The organism is Candidatus Cloacimonadota bacterium (assembly GCA_028706475.1).
Classification (GTDB): Bacteria; Cloacimonadota; Cloacimonadia; order Cloacimonadales; family Cloacimonadaceae; genus UBA5456.
In genome coordinates this window covers 1-17,641 of record JAQWBI010000017.1, presented here as the reverse complement: position 1 = coordinate 17,641, position 17,641 = coordinate 1, and the positions used below count along the sequence as shown (strand labels likewise).

The window sequence follows — 17,641 nt, the reverse complement described above, 5'->3', positions numbered from 1 at the left end:
TCTTATTCCTCTTCCTCGCCCTTGCCCAGAGGATAATCTCCGTTGAAACATGCCAGACAATAATCTTTGGGGGATTGTGTGCAAGCCAGCAAGTCGTTTATGTCCACAAACTTCAGGCTATCCACCTGTACTCGTTGGCGGATCTGCTCCAAATCATATCGATTTGCGACCAATTCATCCGAAGAAGGGGTATCGATGCCGTAATAACAACTGTACTTCACTTGAGGACTACCAATCCGTAGATGAACCTCCGCAACACCGGCATTTTTAATCAGATTCACAATCTTACGAATGGTGGTTCCACGTACTATGCTATCGTCTATCAATACTATCTTTTTCCCAGTGAAGAAGTTTGGCAGTAGATTGAACTTCTGGAGAACGCTTTCATCTCTGATGGTTTGTTCCGGCTTGATGAAGGTTCTTCCGATATAGTGGTTGCGGATTAACCCTAAAGAGAGTGGAATATTGCTAGCTATACTGTATCCCAATCCGATAAAGTTTGATGAGTCCGGCACGGGCACCACATAATCTGCTTCCAGGTCTTTATCTCTGGCAGCCAGGGCAGCCCCGATCTTTTCTCTTACCCGGTACACGTCTTCACCAAAATGGAAGCTATCCGGACGAGAGAAATAAATGTGCTCAAATATGCAATGCTGCGGATGAGAGATATTACGGTACAGATTGGGATCATTCTCGATAATCCTGATTCCTTCGCTGCTTACTTTCACGATTCCAGCGGAGGGTATCTCTTGCCGGTCGGTCACACCCAGTGCATCCAGCGCACAGCTTTCGGATGCCACCACCACCGTACTATCCGCCATTTTACCCCAAACCATCGGGCGGATACTATATGGATCGCGGAACATATATAATGCGTCTCTGGTACATAGTACTGTGGAATATGCTCCTTTTATGTCTCGCATCAGATGTCGGATGGCTTCGATGATGCCTTCGCCCTTGCGCATCACTTGCCAGGCAATGTACTTTACCAGCAATTCACCGTCGTTATCGCTTTTGAAATATACGTTCTGTTCTTCCAGATACCGGCGCATGGAGTGATAATTCACCAGATCTCCGTTGGAGGCCAAAGCATAGGTGGGACCAGCCAGAGTCTCCACCAGATGGGGCTGTGTATTAAACTCCGTGGCAGAGCCTTTGGTAGGATATCGTACATGTCCAACAGCCACATTCCCCGGCAACTTTGCCAGTTCTGCATCGCTAAACACTTCCTTTATCAGACCCATTTTCTTCCGCAGGCGGATCACTTTGCCATCCGATACCGCCATACCACAGCTTTCCTGTCCTCTGTGCTGAATCGCGAAAAGCCCCAAGGCTGCCAACTTAGCCGCACTGGAATTGCTAAATATACCAAGTATCCCACACATCAGGATCTTCCTCTTTTACTGAAACTTATTTTGTTTTCTTCACCTTTCACAAGGCGTTTGATATTTTCTATATGACGAAATACTATCATCAAAACGATCAAGGCTGTCAGGATTAACAGTCCCCAATCGGGTTTTGGACTAAGTAATTCCATCAGGTACGTGCAGATGGCAAACACTACTGCTGCCAGAATGGAGCCCAAGGATACGTAACGGCTGCGGACAACCACCAGAATAAAGACCAAGACAGCGATAATCAGACTCATCGGAGCCAAAGCCGCAAAAACGCCTGCTGCAGTTGCGACACCTTTTCCACCTTTGAACTTTAGCCAGATACTGAACACATGCCCCAGGATGACCAATAATCCGCATACTGACACCAGCGGATGTGCCAAACCCCAAAAATGCCGGGCCAAAAGTACTGCTCCAACCCCTTTCATCATATCCATTATTAGTACAAAAACACCCACCTTTGTACCAAACTGCCTCAAGGCATTGGTTGCGCCGATATTACCGCTACCTTCCTTGCGGATGTCTCTGTGGTAGAATATCCTGGCTACCAGCAAGCCGATTGGGATGCTACCCAGGAAATAGGCCAGGATGAGCATCAAGTACTCAGGAGCGTTCATTCTCAATCTCCTCTTCCTTACGTCCCTTGAAAATAAGCTTTATAGACACTCCGGAAAAGGCAAATACCTCTCGCAATTGATTGTGGAGGAACTTGCGGTAGTTCTCTGTGATCAAAGCAGGTGTGTTGCAAAAAAACACGAAGACAGGGGGCTTCACCGAAGCTTGAGTGATGTAGAATATCTTGATGTGACGCCCGGTTGGATGAGTTGGGGGACGGCGGGCTATTACAGTCTCCATGAAACGGTTCAATTCCGAGGTCGGAATCCGTTTCTGGCTTTCTTCTTCGATGGATACTACTGCTTCCATCACTTTATGGATGCGTTGATGTGTCTTTGCTGAGATGAAGATCACTGGGGCAAACTGCAGGAATGCCATTTCATGATGTAAGTTCTTGATGAATTCACCGGTTGTGCTGCTGCTCTTTTCCACCAGATCCCATTTGTTGTACACTATCAGGATTTCTTTCATCTTGCGCTGAGCATAGCTGGCTATCTTGAGATCCTGAGTACTTATTTCTTCATCGGCAGAAAGTACCAGTACTACTATATCGCAACGGTCCACTGCCTCAATCGTACGCATCACACTAAAGTACTCAACGCCATAATTTACTTTCTTTTTTCGGCGCAGCCCGGCAGTATCTATCAAAGTATAATCCTTGCCATGATACCGGAATAGAGTATCGATGCTGTCCCTGGTAGTTCCGGGGATATCGGTAACGATCTGCTTGGCTTCACCCAAAAGAAGGTTTACGATCGAAGATTTTCCCACATTCGGTTTGCCTACCACCGCTATTCTGGTATTCTCTTTCTTCTCTTCCGTTCCTGCGTCCATAGTATCCGGTATTCGGTTTACAATCTCGTCCAGAAAATCACCGGTGTTGCGGCCTTGAGAAGCAGATATTGGGAAGGCAGCGCCAAAACCAAGCTGCAGGAAGTCATATACCTCCCATTCCTGCTTTTCGCTATCCGCTTTGTTTGCTGCCAAGACCACCTTGTCTCTATGGGGAAACAGAATCTTGGCTATGGCTATATCCAAGTCTGTAGTTCCAGTTTGAGCATCTACCATAAAGATGATCAGATCACTCTCGTCCACGGCCAAAAGCGCTTGACTCATGATGTTTTTGTCCATGGGATCGTTGCTGTCATACACGATGCCGCCGGTATCGATGAGTTTGAACACTTTCCCGTTCCATTCCACATCTTCATACTTGCGGTCACGCGTAATGCCTGCTTCAAAATCAACTATGGCGTTGCGTTTGCGACACAGCCTGTTGAACAATGTGGATTTCCCCACGTTTGGGCGTCCCAGAATGGAGACAATATATTTTCTCATTATTTACTGCCTTAATTGCATTTTGTTCCAGCATTTTGAATCAGCCTATTTTGTCAAAGAGTTTTACAGATTTACTCGCATCCATCTTCAGGTTACGACACACTCCTGATATATTGCCTTCAAGACACGAAAAAAGCCCCTTTCTGAAAGGGGCTCTCTATAGTGCAAGCTGATATTACTTCATGAGGATCATTTTTCTGGTTGAGCTGTATTTTCCGGATTTCATACGGTAGAAATACAATCCGCTGGCAACTCCATTTCCGTTGTCATCGGTTCCGTTCCACACCATTTGGTGCTTTCCGGAAGGCAGAATTCCCTTTAGCAGACTGCGTACTTTCTGTCCCTTTTGGTTGTATATATCCAAGCTAACCTCACCAGCATCCTTTAGGCTGAAGCTGATGTTTGTGGTGGGGTTAAAGGGATTGGGATAAGCTCCGTACAGAGTGGTGCTGTTAATCTCAGCTACTTGGTCGCTGTTGGGCACAGGATTCATGGCATTGCCGGTGCGGCCGTATTCTCCCAGGTAGCAAAGCCATTCCAGACAGCTGATGGGGCGTTTTATGTCTATCACATAAAAGGCAGAGTTATCGGGAACCACGATATCCAGATCATCATCGCCATCTACGTCGGACAAGGCTGCAGAGATTTTTACATTCCCGCTGAGCTTGATGGGAAAGTTCGGTGATTCTGTGCCATCAATGCGGACGGAGTGTAGTTTGCCCGTAGAATCGCCAAAGATTATACCAGCCATATCAGAACCGTCAAATCTGGCTACTACAGGGGTCGATTCCACATTTGCCCCCACGGATATCGGCATGCCTGGAAGGTCTGTACCATCGGTATTCATTACATACACGCTTCCATTGACGGAGATGATGATGATTTCTTTCTGATTGTCATTGTTTACATCGGCTATAATGGGGCTGCTTTTGATCTGGCCGGTGATGGTCTTTTGGAACATCACGCTTCCATCGTGATTCAAAGCATACAAGAATCCAGTAGTACTGGTTGCAATGAGCAACTCAGGATGTTCATCGGCATCCAGATTTGCCACTGTAATCGAATTCTGGCTACTACCGCTAACGGTAGAAACTGGAAATCCGCTGATGTTTGCCCCGGTGTTTGCATCAATTGCGTTCAACGCTCCATTCAGAGAGAGAAGGATGATCTCCATTACTCCATCTCCATTCAGATCTGCAATCGCCGGCTGAACCATATAAACTGCTCCCAGATTCACTGGATAATTTGGTGCCGAATCACCGTTAAAATCCAAAACATGCAATTGACCGTTCTGAGCAACAACGGTGATCATCTCTGCTCCGGAATTCTGCATCTTGCTGATCACAGGACCGCTGCGCAGGGTAGCTCCGGCTGCTTGAGTGAACAGGATTTCTCCGTTTGAGTTAAATGCTACGATCTTATTGTTCGATAAAGATGCGGCAAACACACGGCTGCCATCATTTTGAGCTTCGCTCATAGCGATTGAACTGACCACCGGTGCTTCCAAAGTAAGGGGGAATCCTGTCAATGCATTCTGGTTTGTGGCATTCCGAACATGAATCTTGCCCAATTGATCTGCAAATACAACCTCTTTTGTGCCGTCATTATTGATGTCGGCTATTATGGCAGAACCTTGAGGCGCTCCTCCGGTTTCGAATGGCCAGCCGCTCTGCAACAAACTAAGCTCTACTTGTATGGGGATTACTTTACGGTATGGGAAAGGATCTGCATTGTTTGATGTGATCACCAGTTCGAAAGGAATCGGTTCGGAGGGAAGATCGGCAACGGTGCTAAATTTGTAAGGACTGTTGCTCCAGGCTGTACTGGCTGCATACAACCATCCGCCATTACCATAGGTAGACACAGAATCGATTATGGTGACACCAGGATAATTTGTTCTCAATGCTGCAGTTAGATCATGGGCATCCTTCCACAGGATACCAAGTCCGGTCATTCCGTTTTCCAGCTGGATATTCAATGTTACGGTCTCTCCGGGATTCGGAATGCCGTCACCATCGCCTTCCAACTCTGTTAAAGTCATGCTGGGCATGGAGATGTTTGGAATCTTGTCGTACATTGTGGCAGTGAAGGAATTCACTCTGCCGGTACCTAATTTGCCTATATAATTCGGATTTAAATCGTCGATGGGATCTGCTGTTGCCATTAGTCTGAATCTAATGTCTTCAGAACTCATTTCCGGATGAAGGCTCTTTACTAATGCCGCTACTCCTGCTACGATCGGGCTGGCCATTGAAGTACCGCCCAGTTGGGTATAACCGTTATCAGCGATGATGGTGGACAGAATGTTATCGCCGGGAGCGCAGATATCTATCGGATCGCCATAATCCGAGAAACTTGCTTTCATATCCACATTGTTTGTAGCTGCTACATTCAATGCATTAGTGCAATCAGCCGGGTAATCCTGATATGTGTTGTTATGTTCAGTATCCTCATTGCCTGCGGCAGCCACAACAACTGCTCCCAGGTCGGTCACATAGTTTACTATACTGTTTGGATATGCACCGCTACCGGGTCCACCCCAACTCGCATTGATTATGTGTGCGCCCACTTCAGCCGAGTATTTCATCTGGTCGTAGGCAAATTCCACTCCACTGGATGCACTATTGCTGGGAGATCCCTTACAACTTAGAATGGACACATTGGGTGCAGTACCTACTACACCGATGCCATTGTTACCAACTGCAGCAGCGCAACCAGCAACGTGAGTGCCATGCTCGTTTGTCGGATAAGTCTGAAGGGGATTATTGTCGTTTTCCTTAAAATCCCAACCGACCAAGTCGTCGATCTTGTTTCCGCCTTCGCCGGCATCCTGCCCATTGCCGCCAGTTATGGTACCGGCTTCCCAGTTGATGCTCATCCCGGGAGATTCTGCTGGATTGATCCAAACATTGCCCGCAAGATCGGGGTGATTCCATTTCACACCACTATCGGTGATGGCTACCACTACATCGTGACTACCGGTTACATAATCCCAAGCGTCAAAGCTTTGCAGCAGTGGATGAGTATATTGCGAAGGAAGCATCGGATCATTCGGAACAAACTTCTCGCGGTTGATGGCTTCCAGCTCGGCAAAGTTCATGTAGCTGTTTTTGCTAAGTGCCGTTACAGCTTCATCTATGCGATCATCCGAGTCCAAATATAAGCGGTAAATATTCTGCAGGTACACGCCCTTATCATTCCATTCTGGAACCTGTACATAGGGATGCGCCTGTATTAGGTTAACAATCTTAAATTCCCTGGCGATGGCATCGAAACTTGCAATCCCGGTGTGCACAACTCCGTCTTGAATTGTATATTCCAGCTTGCCGTCGATATTTGGGATGGCTTCTGTGGTAAAACAGCCAATTATGGTGCGGGATTTGAACCATTCAGGATCAAATTTCACAGCAAAAGCTGCAGCGCTGACGATGATCAGCATTAAGAATATTATCAGCTTTTTCATGGATACCTCAAAATGAATTTTTATCATACTATATGTATCAGGTGATATCGTCAAGACCTTTTTTAGTAGTAGATGGACGCTAGTACTGGATAAGCTCTTCTTTTTTCTTGTAGTTATGGATATATTTATATCTCAATAATTCATGTTTGGCGTCACTTAGAACCGGATCCTCGGCTACAATTCTAAAAGCATCCATTCTGGCAACCTGCAAGATGGCTTGATCTTGCAGCAGATTAGCATGCTTGAACTGGGGCATACCGGATTGCTCCAAACCAAACAACTCTCCAGGTCCGCGTAATTCCAGATCCTTCTCCGCAATCACAAAACCATCGTTTGTACTGCTCATGGTATGCAACCTTTCACGGGCGATTCGGGAGATCGGCTGATGCCAGATCAAAAAACAATATGCCTGAGCCTCACCTCTGCCCACTCTGCCCCGTAACTGATGCAACTGCGCCAAACCAAAGCGCTCCGCATGCTCAATCACCATTACACTGGCATTGGCAACGTCCACTCCTACTTCGATAACAGTGGTGGATACCAGGATTTGGATCAAATTCTCCTTGAACCTGCGCATAATGGCGTCTTTTTCTAATGCGGGCATTCTGCCGTGGATCAATTCCACCTTGTAGTCCGGATACTCTTTATCCTTCAGATACTCATAAAGCCGTTGAGCATCCAGCAAAGCCAGCTTTTCACTCTCTTCCACCAAAGGGCACACAAAATATACCTGCCTGCCTTGCCGCAATTCCGCTCTCACCTCGCTAAACACAGTATTTAGCTTGCGATCAGACCGGATATAGGTTTGCACAGGTTTACGTCCCTTGGGCATCTCATCTATGCGGCTTACTTCCAGATCGCCATAAACCGTCATTGCCAAAGAGCGTGGGATGGGCGTAGCCGAAAGATACAGGAGGTCTGGCTTGCCTTGAGTCTTTGCCAGTTTGGCACGTTGTTCCACTCCAAACCGATGCTGCTCGTCCACCACCACTATGCCCAATTGTTTAAACACGATATCCTTTTGGATCAAAGCGTGTGTTCCCACCACTATCTGCGCGCGTCCTACGGCTATACTATGTTTGATCTCAGCCTTACCCTTGTAATTGCCGCCCTTCAGCAATACTATTTCTACGGGAAGACCCTCCAACATCATACAGATGCTTTGATAGTGCTGATCTGCCAGAATCTCTGTAGGTGCCATCATCGCTGCCTGATAACCGTTTTCTACTGCCAGAAGCATGGCAAAAAGGCTCACAACAGTCTTACCGCTGCCCACATCTCCCTGTATTAGCCTGGACATCTGTTTCTTGGAACACATATCGGTAAATATCTCCCGTACCACTCGCTTCTGAGCTCCGGTCAATGCGAACTTCAGCCTGTTCTTGAGTGCCGTAGTTAGCTCTCGCTTATTAATAAATTCGATGCCCAATACCTGTTCATTATGATGTAGCTTGTGCCTTGCCCACAGGATTTGTGAATACAAAAATTCCTCGTAAGCAAAGCGTCTTCGGCATTGATTTATCAAGTCCGGTTTCTGACCAAAGTGAACTATCTGCAAAGCTTCTCTGCGAACGGGAAAGCCATACTTTTCCAAGATAAAGTCCGGCAGACTCTCCTCGATTTGTGCGGCATACAAGGAAAAAGCGTTCAAGATTATCCTGCGCATCATTATCTGACTGATACCTTCCGTGAGAGAATAAATCGGCAGCATTGTGCGTTTTCGCCAAAAATCCTCCTCTGAATCATCAGTTAGAATCTCGAAAGTAGGATGCGTCATCTGCAATTCTCCCCCAAATGAAGATAGTAATCCGCTTAACCAGATCGTATCTCCGGGTCGGAACATGGTCAAATACCCAGGCGGATAACTAAACCACGCGCAAACCAAACCGATCAGTCCATCACTCACTCCTACATGAAGGATTTTCTTGCCTTTGGCACTTTGCTTTGTGTCTACCCAGGAGATTTGTGCAGTAAGTGATACCATCTCGCCTACTTGCATATCTGCCAAACTTGGATTCACAATTCTGCTAATGTAATTCCGCGGAAAATACTCCATCAAATCCCCTATCGTATTGATGCCGAGTTTGGCCAACTTCCGGGCACGATACTCTCCCACTCCTTTCACATACATCACGGAGCTGTTCAAGGCATTTTCCGCTTTCTTCTCTTTTGGCATGATGCTACTCTGCACAAAGCTATGCTTTTGTCAACCTGATTGCGCTTTCCTTCTTCAAACCGTTTAGCGCTTCCGCATAAATATAATGCATAGCCGAAAGGTGCTCTATCGTTGAAAATTCATCAAACCTGCTCATTTTCTGTCCATATAGATGCACTGAAGATAGAACAGCGGTCCTCGTAACGCAGCTTTCCGCAGCTCCGATCCGTAACTGAGGAATCCGATCCTCCGATCAGGCTTTTCTCTTACACATTATCTCACTCTATACGCAGCAAAGATCTATAGGGATTTATATCCCCTTATATACTCTATATGGCGGACAGCATTGGGACAAATTCCAAACAATATCCTCGAGAGCCTTAGGGTATTGATTAAAGTAAAAGGACGTAAATCCCGCACTCCAAGCTGCAATGCTCTGAATAACACAAGTGCATCAGCTATATTGCATAATATCGCTTGACACATTTAATGATCCAAGAAATGCTTGCATTGTAATGTAATAACGCGAGCATATCAATCGAAATGCAAGCAACTGATTTTTTTGAACACCAATTAAGGAGAAGAAAATGACACACCCAAACCCGACCCCCCCCCCCCCCATTATGGTAGTAATGCCTAAGTTATTACTGCTATTTGTCTTAATCCTTGTAGGTGGCTCTTTATCTGCCTATAACCTGTATGTGGCTCCCAACGGGAATCCATTCAATGCTGATGGATCTATTGGTAACCCATATCCTTCTATCCAGCAAGCAATTGATCATGCCTTCGACGATAGTTTACTGGAGAATGTATCTGGTACAGAGGTTGTAATCAATCTGGCAGATAACCCTCAAGGCTATCAAGAAGCCTTATCAATTGTTTACTACACTTCTAGTACGATCTTTCACAATGTGCAGGATATAGTTATTAGAAGTAGTTCAAATCAGCCACAAAACTGTGTTCTGAAGATTCCTGAGACCGCAGAGCAAGGCATTCTGGTTTCAGGCGTTGCACAAAGCAGGTTAATGATTCAGGGACTCAGTCTTGAAAACCACTCTGTTAGTATTACCCAGCATGGAATACTCCTATATAATGATCCTTCAATTATCAATCCTCCCACCCTTGAAATGGAGAAATTCCATATAGACAATTGCATGTTCAATGATTTCCCTGTGGTTATTAATGCAATTCAATTAGCCTACATTGATACTTTTAAAGTGGTAAACTCCTTTTTTAATGAAGAGATTCCTGGCCTACCCCACAGAGGGATAACTATGTATTCTATCTCAATGTCAGACAATGCTGTCATCACCGGAAACATCATTAAGGAAGAGGATGATAGTGGCGTTAATCCTGATCCAGCAGCATTTATCTCGTTAGGAAGATTCCATAGCGTCGAATTTAGTGATAACGATTGTAACAACACAGCAGTAAAACTTGACGGTTCAGATGAATTGGTTGTAGAGAACAACACATTCATCAATTCTCCTCTAGAAGTTGGAGGAGAGATTGAACTACTTTGTAAAGGAAATACATTCGCTTCTGGCAGCGAACTTCCTTACAATAATTATGCACTGAAGATTGCAAAGGATACATCTGAACAGCTTGAAGTATGTTATAACCTCTTTTTTGATTGTTATAATTCAATTTACTTCGATCAATGGGATGGAGAGTACAGTTTAAGGAATCTAAACAATTACATTTACAAGAATGCATTCATAGACTGCGAGAAGGTTCTGAATGTGAGATTGGGATGGACTCCATATGCATACCCACCAATTACTTCATTTAGAGACAATCTATATTATGGTTCTTATTCAGAGCTTTTTACAATCACGAATGAGTATTATGAACCATATCAATTAACTGGTAATTCAAGAATTCCCATTTCCTTTTCCCATTTCAGCAATGGATTGACTAATGCTGGATCTCTTGATCTCGATGCTGGTAGTGTATCATATGGTAATCCATATATTAGCGTAAATTCTCAAACTTACAATTATGAATTAGTTTGGGATCATAATAACAAAAGCCCCCTTATCAATACCGGATGCCCTGAGATTGACGGAGTAGTCCAAGCTGATCCCGACGGCACTCCTCCGGATATCGGGGCCAGGCACTATCCCCATCATCACCGGAAGTATTTCGATAGAACAGATGGAACCGGAATATACTGGTTATCGTTCCCCGTGGTTGATGACAGAAGCCAAACGGATGGAACATATTGGAATGAATTGGGATACCTGTTTCATGATAACATGTATGAGCCTGATCAAGCACTTATAGGAGTTCACTGGAGTTATGATACAGAGATAGATAAAATGTCTTATGATCAATGGACATTACAATGGCTCAACACAGGCCACACAGCGGAACAGCCCAAGGGCTACAAGGTGAAGTTCAATACGGATGAAACCATCAATCCTGTAATTGTGAACGGTTTCAAGGCCGATCCGGATGTTACTCCGGTAGCCTGGGTGGAGGAGTATCTTCACAATGGCCAGATGCAGGACTTTGTAAATTCGATCGGTTACTTTGTTCCGGAGACCCAGGAAGCCGGGTATGCTTTATCCCGCTATCTTCCCAGAAGTACCCGCTTTACATATCTGGATTATGTCCACACCATCAAGACTCGGAATTGGAGTACCTACAGGATCTCTGAAGAGATGAATAGTCCCTGGGTCATAGACCCCAATACTTACACTCTTTCGGAAGGCGACATGGTGGAGCTCTTACTGCTCCCTGGAGCACCTGAAGAGATGTATTGGAATACCGGTTTGCACGTAGCTCCGCGTGAACGACCCCGCGCCACAGCATTCGGCTATGAGGAAAAGCTGGATTACACAAGCTTGATAGTAGAGTTTGATCCGGATAATCTTCCTCAGGAGGTCGCAGTATTCGTCGATGGGGAATGCAAAGGTGCCTCGGTAGTGGAGAGTACTGTAGTCGATATCTGCGTGTATCCGGATGAAGCAAAATCCGGCGGAGAACCGAGTATCGTGTTCTATTACGACGGTAAGGGTGCAAAAGCCGCCCAGGGCTGGAAGATCTACAATCCCCAGACTATGGTATTTGAGGACGGAATATTACGGTTGAACGGAGAAGAAAAGTACAGCTATGTCTCTTTCAATCACAAAACTGGCGATAGCCCTGTTCCTTTGGTAACTGCTTTGGATCAGAATTATCCCAATCCTTTCAATCCAATCACGAATATATCTTTCGTTTTGGGCTCGGATATGCCGGTGAAATTGGATGTTTTCAACATAAAGGGACAAAGAGTTACCACACTATGCGACCAGGATTTGCCCAAAGGTAAACACAGCATTCAATGGAGCGGTAGAGACATTGCCAACCGCCCTGTTGCCTCAGGTATATATTTCTATCGGCTCAGCAGTCCGGATGGAGTTCAAACCCGCAAGATGATGCTGATGAAGTGATGAGACCTGTAAATAATAAGCATGAAATCAATACCCTCCGCTTGCCCCTAGGGGCGGGCGGAGGGCTCTTTACGCTTCAGCTTATAGCTGTGTGGGCATTGTGTATCTTTTGTGTGAATACCCATGCCGCCATTTTGGGTGTGGCATTGGATGGCTCCCAACCTTACGGCGTTATCCAGGAAGCGATAGATGCCTCAGCTCATGGTGATACGGTATTGGTCTATCCCGGTAGATACATCGAAAACGTACGCTTCAATGGCAAGAACATCACACTTGCCAGCTTGGAGCTTTTATCCGGAGACAGAGATTACATCCACTCTACGGTCATTGATGGAAATCAAAATGGATCCGTTATCGTATCCAGGGATCATGAGTCCAATATCTGTATTCGGGGATTTACCGTTACAAATGGCAGTGGGTCATTAAACACCACCGGAACGAGTATGTATGGTGGTGGTATCATTATTAGTAACATGACAGGCAGCAGACAGGCATTTGTGAGCAATTGTATAGTTACAGGTAACAAAGCAGATAGTGGAGGAGGTATTTGCGGTAGTGGAATGATCATGCATCTGAGTGGTGTCTCCATTCACCGTAATACCGCGGGAAGTGGAGGTGGTATCTGGTATTATGGCTCATCAATAAACTCCTACAATACACACTTCGATCCCGACAACCGTTGCAGCATTTACAGCAATTATGCTGCTTTTGGTAGCGATATGTATTTTTACCAGGTAAATACCGTCCATGTGGTTGTAGATACTTTCACCGTGGCCAATCCCTGGAATTTCTACGCCACGGCGATTCCCCAAAGTCCAAACATCACCAATCCTTATACTTTTGATATCTTGCACACGGTGCATGAAGAAGTGAATCACGATCTTTTTGTAGCTCCCTGGGGGGACGACTCTAATAGCGGTCTCAGTCCGGATCAACCGCTGCGGAGCATATTCAAGGCAATGTACAATATTGCCTCGGATAGCGAAAATCCCAAGACGGTATATGTGGCAAATGGGCACTATTCGCCTTCTCTCAACGGGCAGCAATTCCCGATCCCGAGCAAGAGTAATACCAGCTTAGTAGGTGAATCAAGGGAGGGAACTGTTTTGGATGCTGAATTTTTAACACACATCCATACATCTCCTCCAGACACTCATAACTGGCATGTTATGAACTTTAGCATGATTAATGGAAAGAGTGGATGCGCAATTAGTCGAAGTGCTCATTATTCACTTTCTAATTTATTAATTGATAACCACATCAGTAATTTTACAGTGGGCATTGATGGAACTCATAATTACGGGAACATGCTTTTTAAAGATATCAAAATCAGCAGATTGAGTTCTGATGATATTGGAACTGTACTTGAAGCATTATCTTCTTCTGGAGAATTAACGATTAATAACCTCGAGATCACAGACTGTGAAGCCCCTTACTTGAGTGCAATCCACATATCTGCCGTTGATGAGTTGGATTTGACAATAGATGGCCTGGAACTTCATAATAATCGTTGTGTTTCCTCAGACCAATTTGCCTTCAATTCGATGTTCCAGATTTCCCCTTGGGATGATAATGCCAGCCGTTTACGCATCGACATCCGAAACTCAGCTTTTTATGACAATTATCAAAACTATGGCAATCCTATGAGCATGGCCAGAGCCTGGAACGATACTCTTTTTATCACTAATTGCACTTTTGCAGGCAATACCGGGGGCGGCGTTCCTCTTTGCGTGCAGGGAACAAGCATATTGACCAACAATATCTTACACAATCCCGGCAGCGTTTACCAGATTCTGGTGCCCAACAATACTTCTTCCGGGATCTTCAGTTCGCTTACTTTGTATAATAACAACATATTGGGCGGATACTATGGATGGCTCAGTGAAACTGCGCAAAATCCGGTGTGGTGGCTGACAGGCAACAGTGACGTTGATCCTTTATTTATCGGAGAGGGGAACCGACCATATCTGCTAAGTCCGCTATCGCCCTTGATCGATACCGGCAGGCAAGCGGCAAGCGGAGTAGTCGAAGATAGCAAGGATGCCGCGGGAAATGAACGCTATTGGGATGGAGATGGCGATGGGATTAGCATCATTGATGTGGGAGCTTATGAATACCAACCCATCTATCAGCCTATTGATCTCATGGCAGAAGCAACGGATAGACAGATCTTCCTTAGCTGGCAGATGCAGGCTCCCGAAAGGGGGTTGAGCGGTTTTCGGATCTATCGTAACGGTGCTGCCTACGCGGATATACTGGATCCCTCTGCGTATGCGTTTCGGGATTACAGCGCAGAGGAAGATACTCTGTATTACTATCTCACCGCCTTGTATGGCAGCGTGGAATCGGCAAGTTCAAACACAGTGATGGTAATCCTGAATTCATCCGCCAACGAGGATGAGCAATCAGTATCCGGAGTAAGTAAACTGTCTGTATCCCCCAATCCCTTCAGCGAGCTTGCGGTAATCACATACGAACTGGATAAACAAAGCGATACAGAACTGAAGGTCTATAACCTTAAAGGCCAGCAAATCAGAACATTGCACAAAGGTATGCAGAGCAAGGGCGAGCAAGTGTTAGCCTGGGATGGCTGTGACGATAGAAATCAACCGGTATCTTCTGGCCTTTACTTCTTGCGTTTAAAGACTGATGACGGCATAGTAAAGGCTCATAAATTGGTAAAACTGTAATACATACTACGGATCTGTGCCTCATCTTTGCACACAAATGCATGGAAAGTAGAAGCGGTGTTCCGTGCAAAGCTCCAATGATCCGTGTATCAGGTGTGTATCAGAGATAGAGACGGAGTATTGTGTCGCCCACAAGGGGCTTTGTATGGGTGTATCGCCCTGTCACGAGGGGCTCCGCTAAAGCTACGCACCCTCGCTATGAACGGTTTCGCCCTCTAGGCTCAGTTATCACCCCTGCCGGGGCTTTACCGGCAATCTTCTCCAAATCATTGCTGCGATTTGTACCTCGTGCCTCTGGCACGTTTACATCAGTTGAACGTTCCGCTTTGCATTTATTTGGGGGCACTGAAAACCACTCCACAAAACTCTTTGCGTTTCAGGCAAAAAAAGCCGGAACCGTGCAGGCTCCGGCCATCGTGTGCAATCTCATTTATTCATCAAATCTCAGCACCATAAATCTTGGTATCTGATTTCGATCTATCACATAAAGTTTGATGGTCTTACGACCGTCTTTCTCCATTTTTTCTTTGGCGGTAGCCAACACACTGTTGAATTCGCTTACGCTGTTTACCTCAGTGCCTTCAATTTGCAATATCACCATACCGGTCTGCAATCCGGCTTGAGAAGCGGGGGAATTTGCATCCACAGAACTCACAACCACGCCTTTATCGCTATTGATGTTCAACCGTTTGGCCAGAGCGCTGTCGATGCTTTCCACGCTGATACCGGTGGATATGGCCGTTTTCACTCCATTCTCCGTATTTAGCGCTACGCTGTCCTCTGGAAAAGCTTCCAGCGTTACGTTCAACACCTTTTCCTTGTTATCTCTCAAGATTTTTATTGGCACTTTGGATCCAATTGTAGCAGTAGCGACTGCGATCCGGAATCTGGCTACGTTGCTGATCTTTTCTCCAGAAATCTCCAGGATCACATCTCCTGCTTTTAAACCGGCGGTTTCGGCAGGGCTGTCCTTTTCCACCTTGGCAATCAGTACGCCTGCCACTTCGCTGAGATTGAAGGCTTCCACGAGGTCGGAAGTAATTTCCTGAGGCAGGATGCCAATGTAGGCTCGTTGAACTCTGCCGCTGGCCACCAGATCATTAACCACGCGTTTGGCGAGATTGATGGGGATGGCAAATCCGATGCCGATGTTTCCACCGCTGGTACTGGTGATGGCTGTATTTATACCGATCACTTCGCCTTTGATGTTTAGCAGAGGGCCACCGCTATTACCGGGATTGATGGCAGCGTCCGTCTGAATGAAATCCTGATAGAGCAACGCATTTTCACCACTCATAATGTCATAACGTCCCAAGGCAGAGATCACACCCAGTGTAACCGTACGTTCCAAGCCTTCGGCAAAGGGATTTCCGATGGCTATAGCCCATTCGCCGATTTCTAAAAGCGAGCTATCCCCCAAGGGGGCCACTGTCACATCTTCTCCTTCGCTCATTTTTATCTTAATCACTGCGACGTCGGTATTGGCATCCAAACCTACCACACTGGCAGTATAGGTTTTTTTGTCTGCCAGAGTAACGGTTATCTTGCCTTCACGACCCCGTTCTGCCACATGATTGTTGGTCATGATAAAGGCTTCCCGGGTTCCTTCATTGTATTCATAGATAAACCCGCTTCCCATCGAGGTTACCTGACGCTGGCGAGGTTGTTCGGGGGAAGGGAAAAAGAAGCGGAAGAAGGGATCTTCACCAAAGGGATTTATATTTTGACGGGTGCTCACCTGAGATTCCACTTTTATCTGCACAACCGCTTCCCTGACATCGCGAACTACTTTCACCACGGGACTCTGTCCATCTGCTCCCAACATCGACGAGCTGGCTTGTGCGCAACTGCTGAGGCTGATCAACATCAACAGAATTACCATGCTTTTTAATAATCTCATTTTGATCTCCTGTACCTAAAGTATTTCAAATATGTAAATATGAAAATCTACTCTAGTAGTCTCTTACCTCAAGGGTTCAACTACATTATATACTGGTAAAAGTGGGAAACCAAGCAAAAAATTTCAATATCCAAGCCAATCTGCAGATTACAGCATTTTTGTAAAGCAAAAAAAGCTGGAATTGAACCCCAAAAAACACGGTAGTTCAAGACACCTATGCTATCTATCTTTGTTAAAATAAGTTAAGGGGTGGCTTGGAATCGGGCAATACATAGAATCCAACTTAGATATTGAAGTCCAATTAATATATAATATATAGGTATACAATAAGATACATAAGGTCTAGTGAACTCCCATCGCGTTATCCGAGAGTTCTACTCCTTTTCTCCCTCTCTTGTAGCTCTTCATCACTTGGTCATCAAGCCTTAATCAAGCGTTAATTATTAAGACTTGATTAAGGGATGATTAAGACATGATTAACGCTTTCAAGACAGGGAGAAGGAGCGTATCACAGTTCTGAAGCACTTTGGAGAGTCACCCTTTTAAGTATACAGGCAAGTCCGTTGAAGATAGTACAGAGGAGAACGATGGATAAGTTATTGTCATACAGAACGATGGTTAATCCAGCCTATGGGATAAAGGAGGTGGAGTT

8 protein-coding genes are annotated in these 17,641 nt (G+C 45.6%); 2 read left to right on the top strand and 6 right to left on the bottom strand.

Annotated features, from left to right (window positions below; genetic code table 11):
• Nucleotides 1-2: 2 nt before the first annotated feature.
• From purF to recG, 5 genes are all read right to left on the bottom strand, one after another.
• Nucleotides 3-1,385, bottom strand: coding sequence for an amidophosphoribosyltransferase (gene purF / locus PHF32_04685; GenBank protein ID MDD4560022.1), 1,383 nt, complete (start codon nt 1,383-1,385; stop codon nt 3-5).
• A complete protein-coding gene (gene plsY, locus PHF32_04680; protein ID MDD4560021.1) occupies nt 1,385-2,011 on the bottom strand; it encodes a glycerol-3-phosphate 1-O-acyltransferase PlsY in 627 nt (208 codons plus the stop codon). The genes purF and plsY overlap by 1 nt, the downstream gene beginning before the upstream one ends.
• Nucleotides 1,998-3,344, bottom strand: coding sequence for a ribosome biogenesis GTPase Der (der, locus tag PHF32_04675; GenBank protein MDD4560020.1), 1,347 nt, complete (start codon nt 3,342-3,344; stop codon nt 1,998-2,000). The genes plsY and der overlap by 14 nt, the downstream gene beginning before the upstream one ends.
• Before the next feature lie 175 nt (nt 3,345-3,519).
• Nucleotides 3,520-6,807: a S8 family serine peptidase gene (locus PHF32_04670; GenBank protein MDD4560019.1), complete on the bottom strand. Its 3,288-nt coding sequence runs from the start codon at nt 6,805-6,807 to the stop codon at nt 3,520-3,522.
• 79 nt (nt 6,808-6,886) lie between these two features.
• Nucleotides 6,887-8,983: an ATP-dependent DNA helicase RecG gene (recG, locus tag PHF32_04665; protein MDD4560018.1), complete on the bottom strand. Its 2,097-nt coding sequence runs from the start codon at nt 8,981-8,983 to the stop codon at nt 6,887-6,889.
• 611 nt (nt 8,984-9,594) lie between these two features.
• Here recG and PHF32_04660 point away from each other — a divergent pair.
• A complete protein-coding gene (locus PHF32_04660) occupies nt 9,595-12,399 on the top strand; it encodes a T9SS type A sorting domain-containing protein (protein MDD4560017.1) in 2,805 nt (934 codons plus the stop codon).
• Nucleotides 12,399-15,089, top strand: a complete 2,691-nt coding sequence (locus PHF32_04655; protein MDD4560016.1) for a FlgD immunoglobulin-like domain containing protein — start codon at nt 12,399-12,401, stop codon at nt 15,087-15,089. Before PHF32_04660 ends, PHF32_04655 begins: the two co-directional genes overlap by 1 nt.
• Nucleotides 15,090-15,519: 430 nt before the next feature.
• On the opposite strand, the gene PHF32_04650 is transcribed toward PHF32_04655, so the two are convergent.
• A complete protein-coding gene (locus tag PHF32_04650) occupies nt 15,520-16,989 on the bottom strand; it encodes a Do family serine endopeptidase (protein ID MDD4560015.1) in 1,470 nt (489 codons plus the stop codon).
• Nucleotides 16,990-17,641 lie beyond the last annotated feature (652 nt).

Excerpts from the sequence above, each read along its gene's own strand:
- PHF32_04670 (MDD4560019.1), bottom strand. The coding sequence starts at position 6,807 with ATGAAAAAGCTGATAATATTCTTAATGCTGATCATCGTCAGCGCTGCA.
- PHF32_04650 (MDD4560015.1), bottom strand. The coding sequence starts at position 16,989 with ATGAGATTATTAAAAAGCATGGTAATTCTGTTGATGTTGATCAGCCTC.
- purF (MDD4560022.1), bottom strand. The coding sequence starts at position 1,385 with ATGTGTGGGATACTTGGTATATTTAGCAATTCCAGTGCGGCTAAGTTG.
- plsY (MDD4560021.1), bottom strand. The coding sequence starts at position 2,011 with ATGAACGCTCCTGAGTACTTGATGCTCATCCTGGCCTATTTCCTGGGT.
- recG (MDD4560018.1), bottom strand. The coding sequence starts at position 8,983 with ATGCCAAAAGAGAAGAAAGCGGAAAATGCCTTGAACAGCTCCGTGATG.
- PHF32_04660 (MDD4560017.1), top strand. The coding sequence starts at position 9,595 with ATGCCTAAGTTATTACTGCTATTTGTCTTAATCCTTGTAGGTGGCTCT.
- der (MDD4560020.1), bottom strand. The coding sequence starts at position 3,344 with ATGAGAAAATATATTGTCTCCATTCTGGGACGCCCAAACGTGGGGAAA.
- PHF32_04655 (MDD4560016.1), top strand. The coding sequence starts at position 12,399 with ATGAGACCTGTAAATAATAAGCATGAAATCAATACCCTCCGCTTGCCC.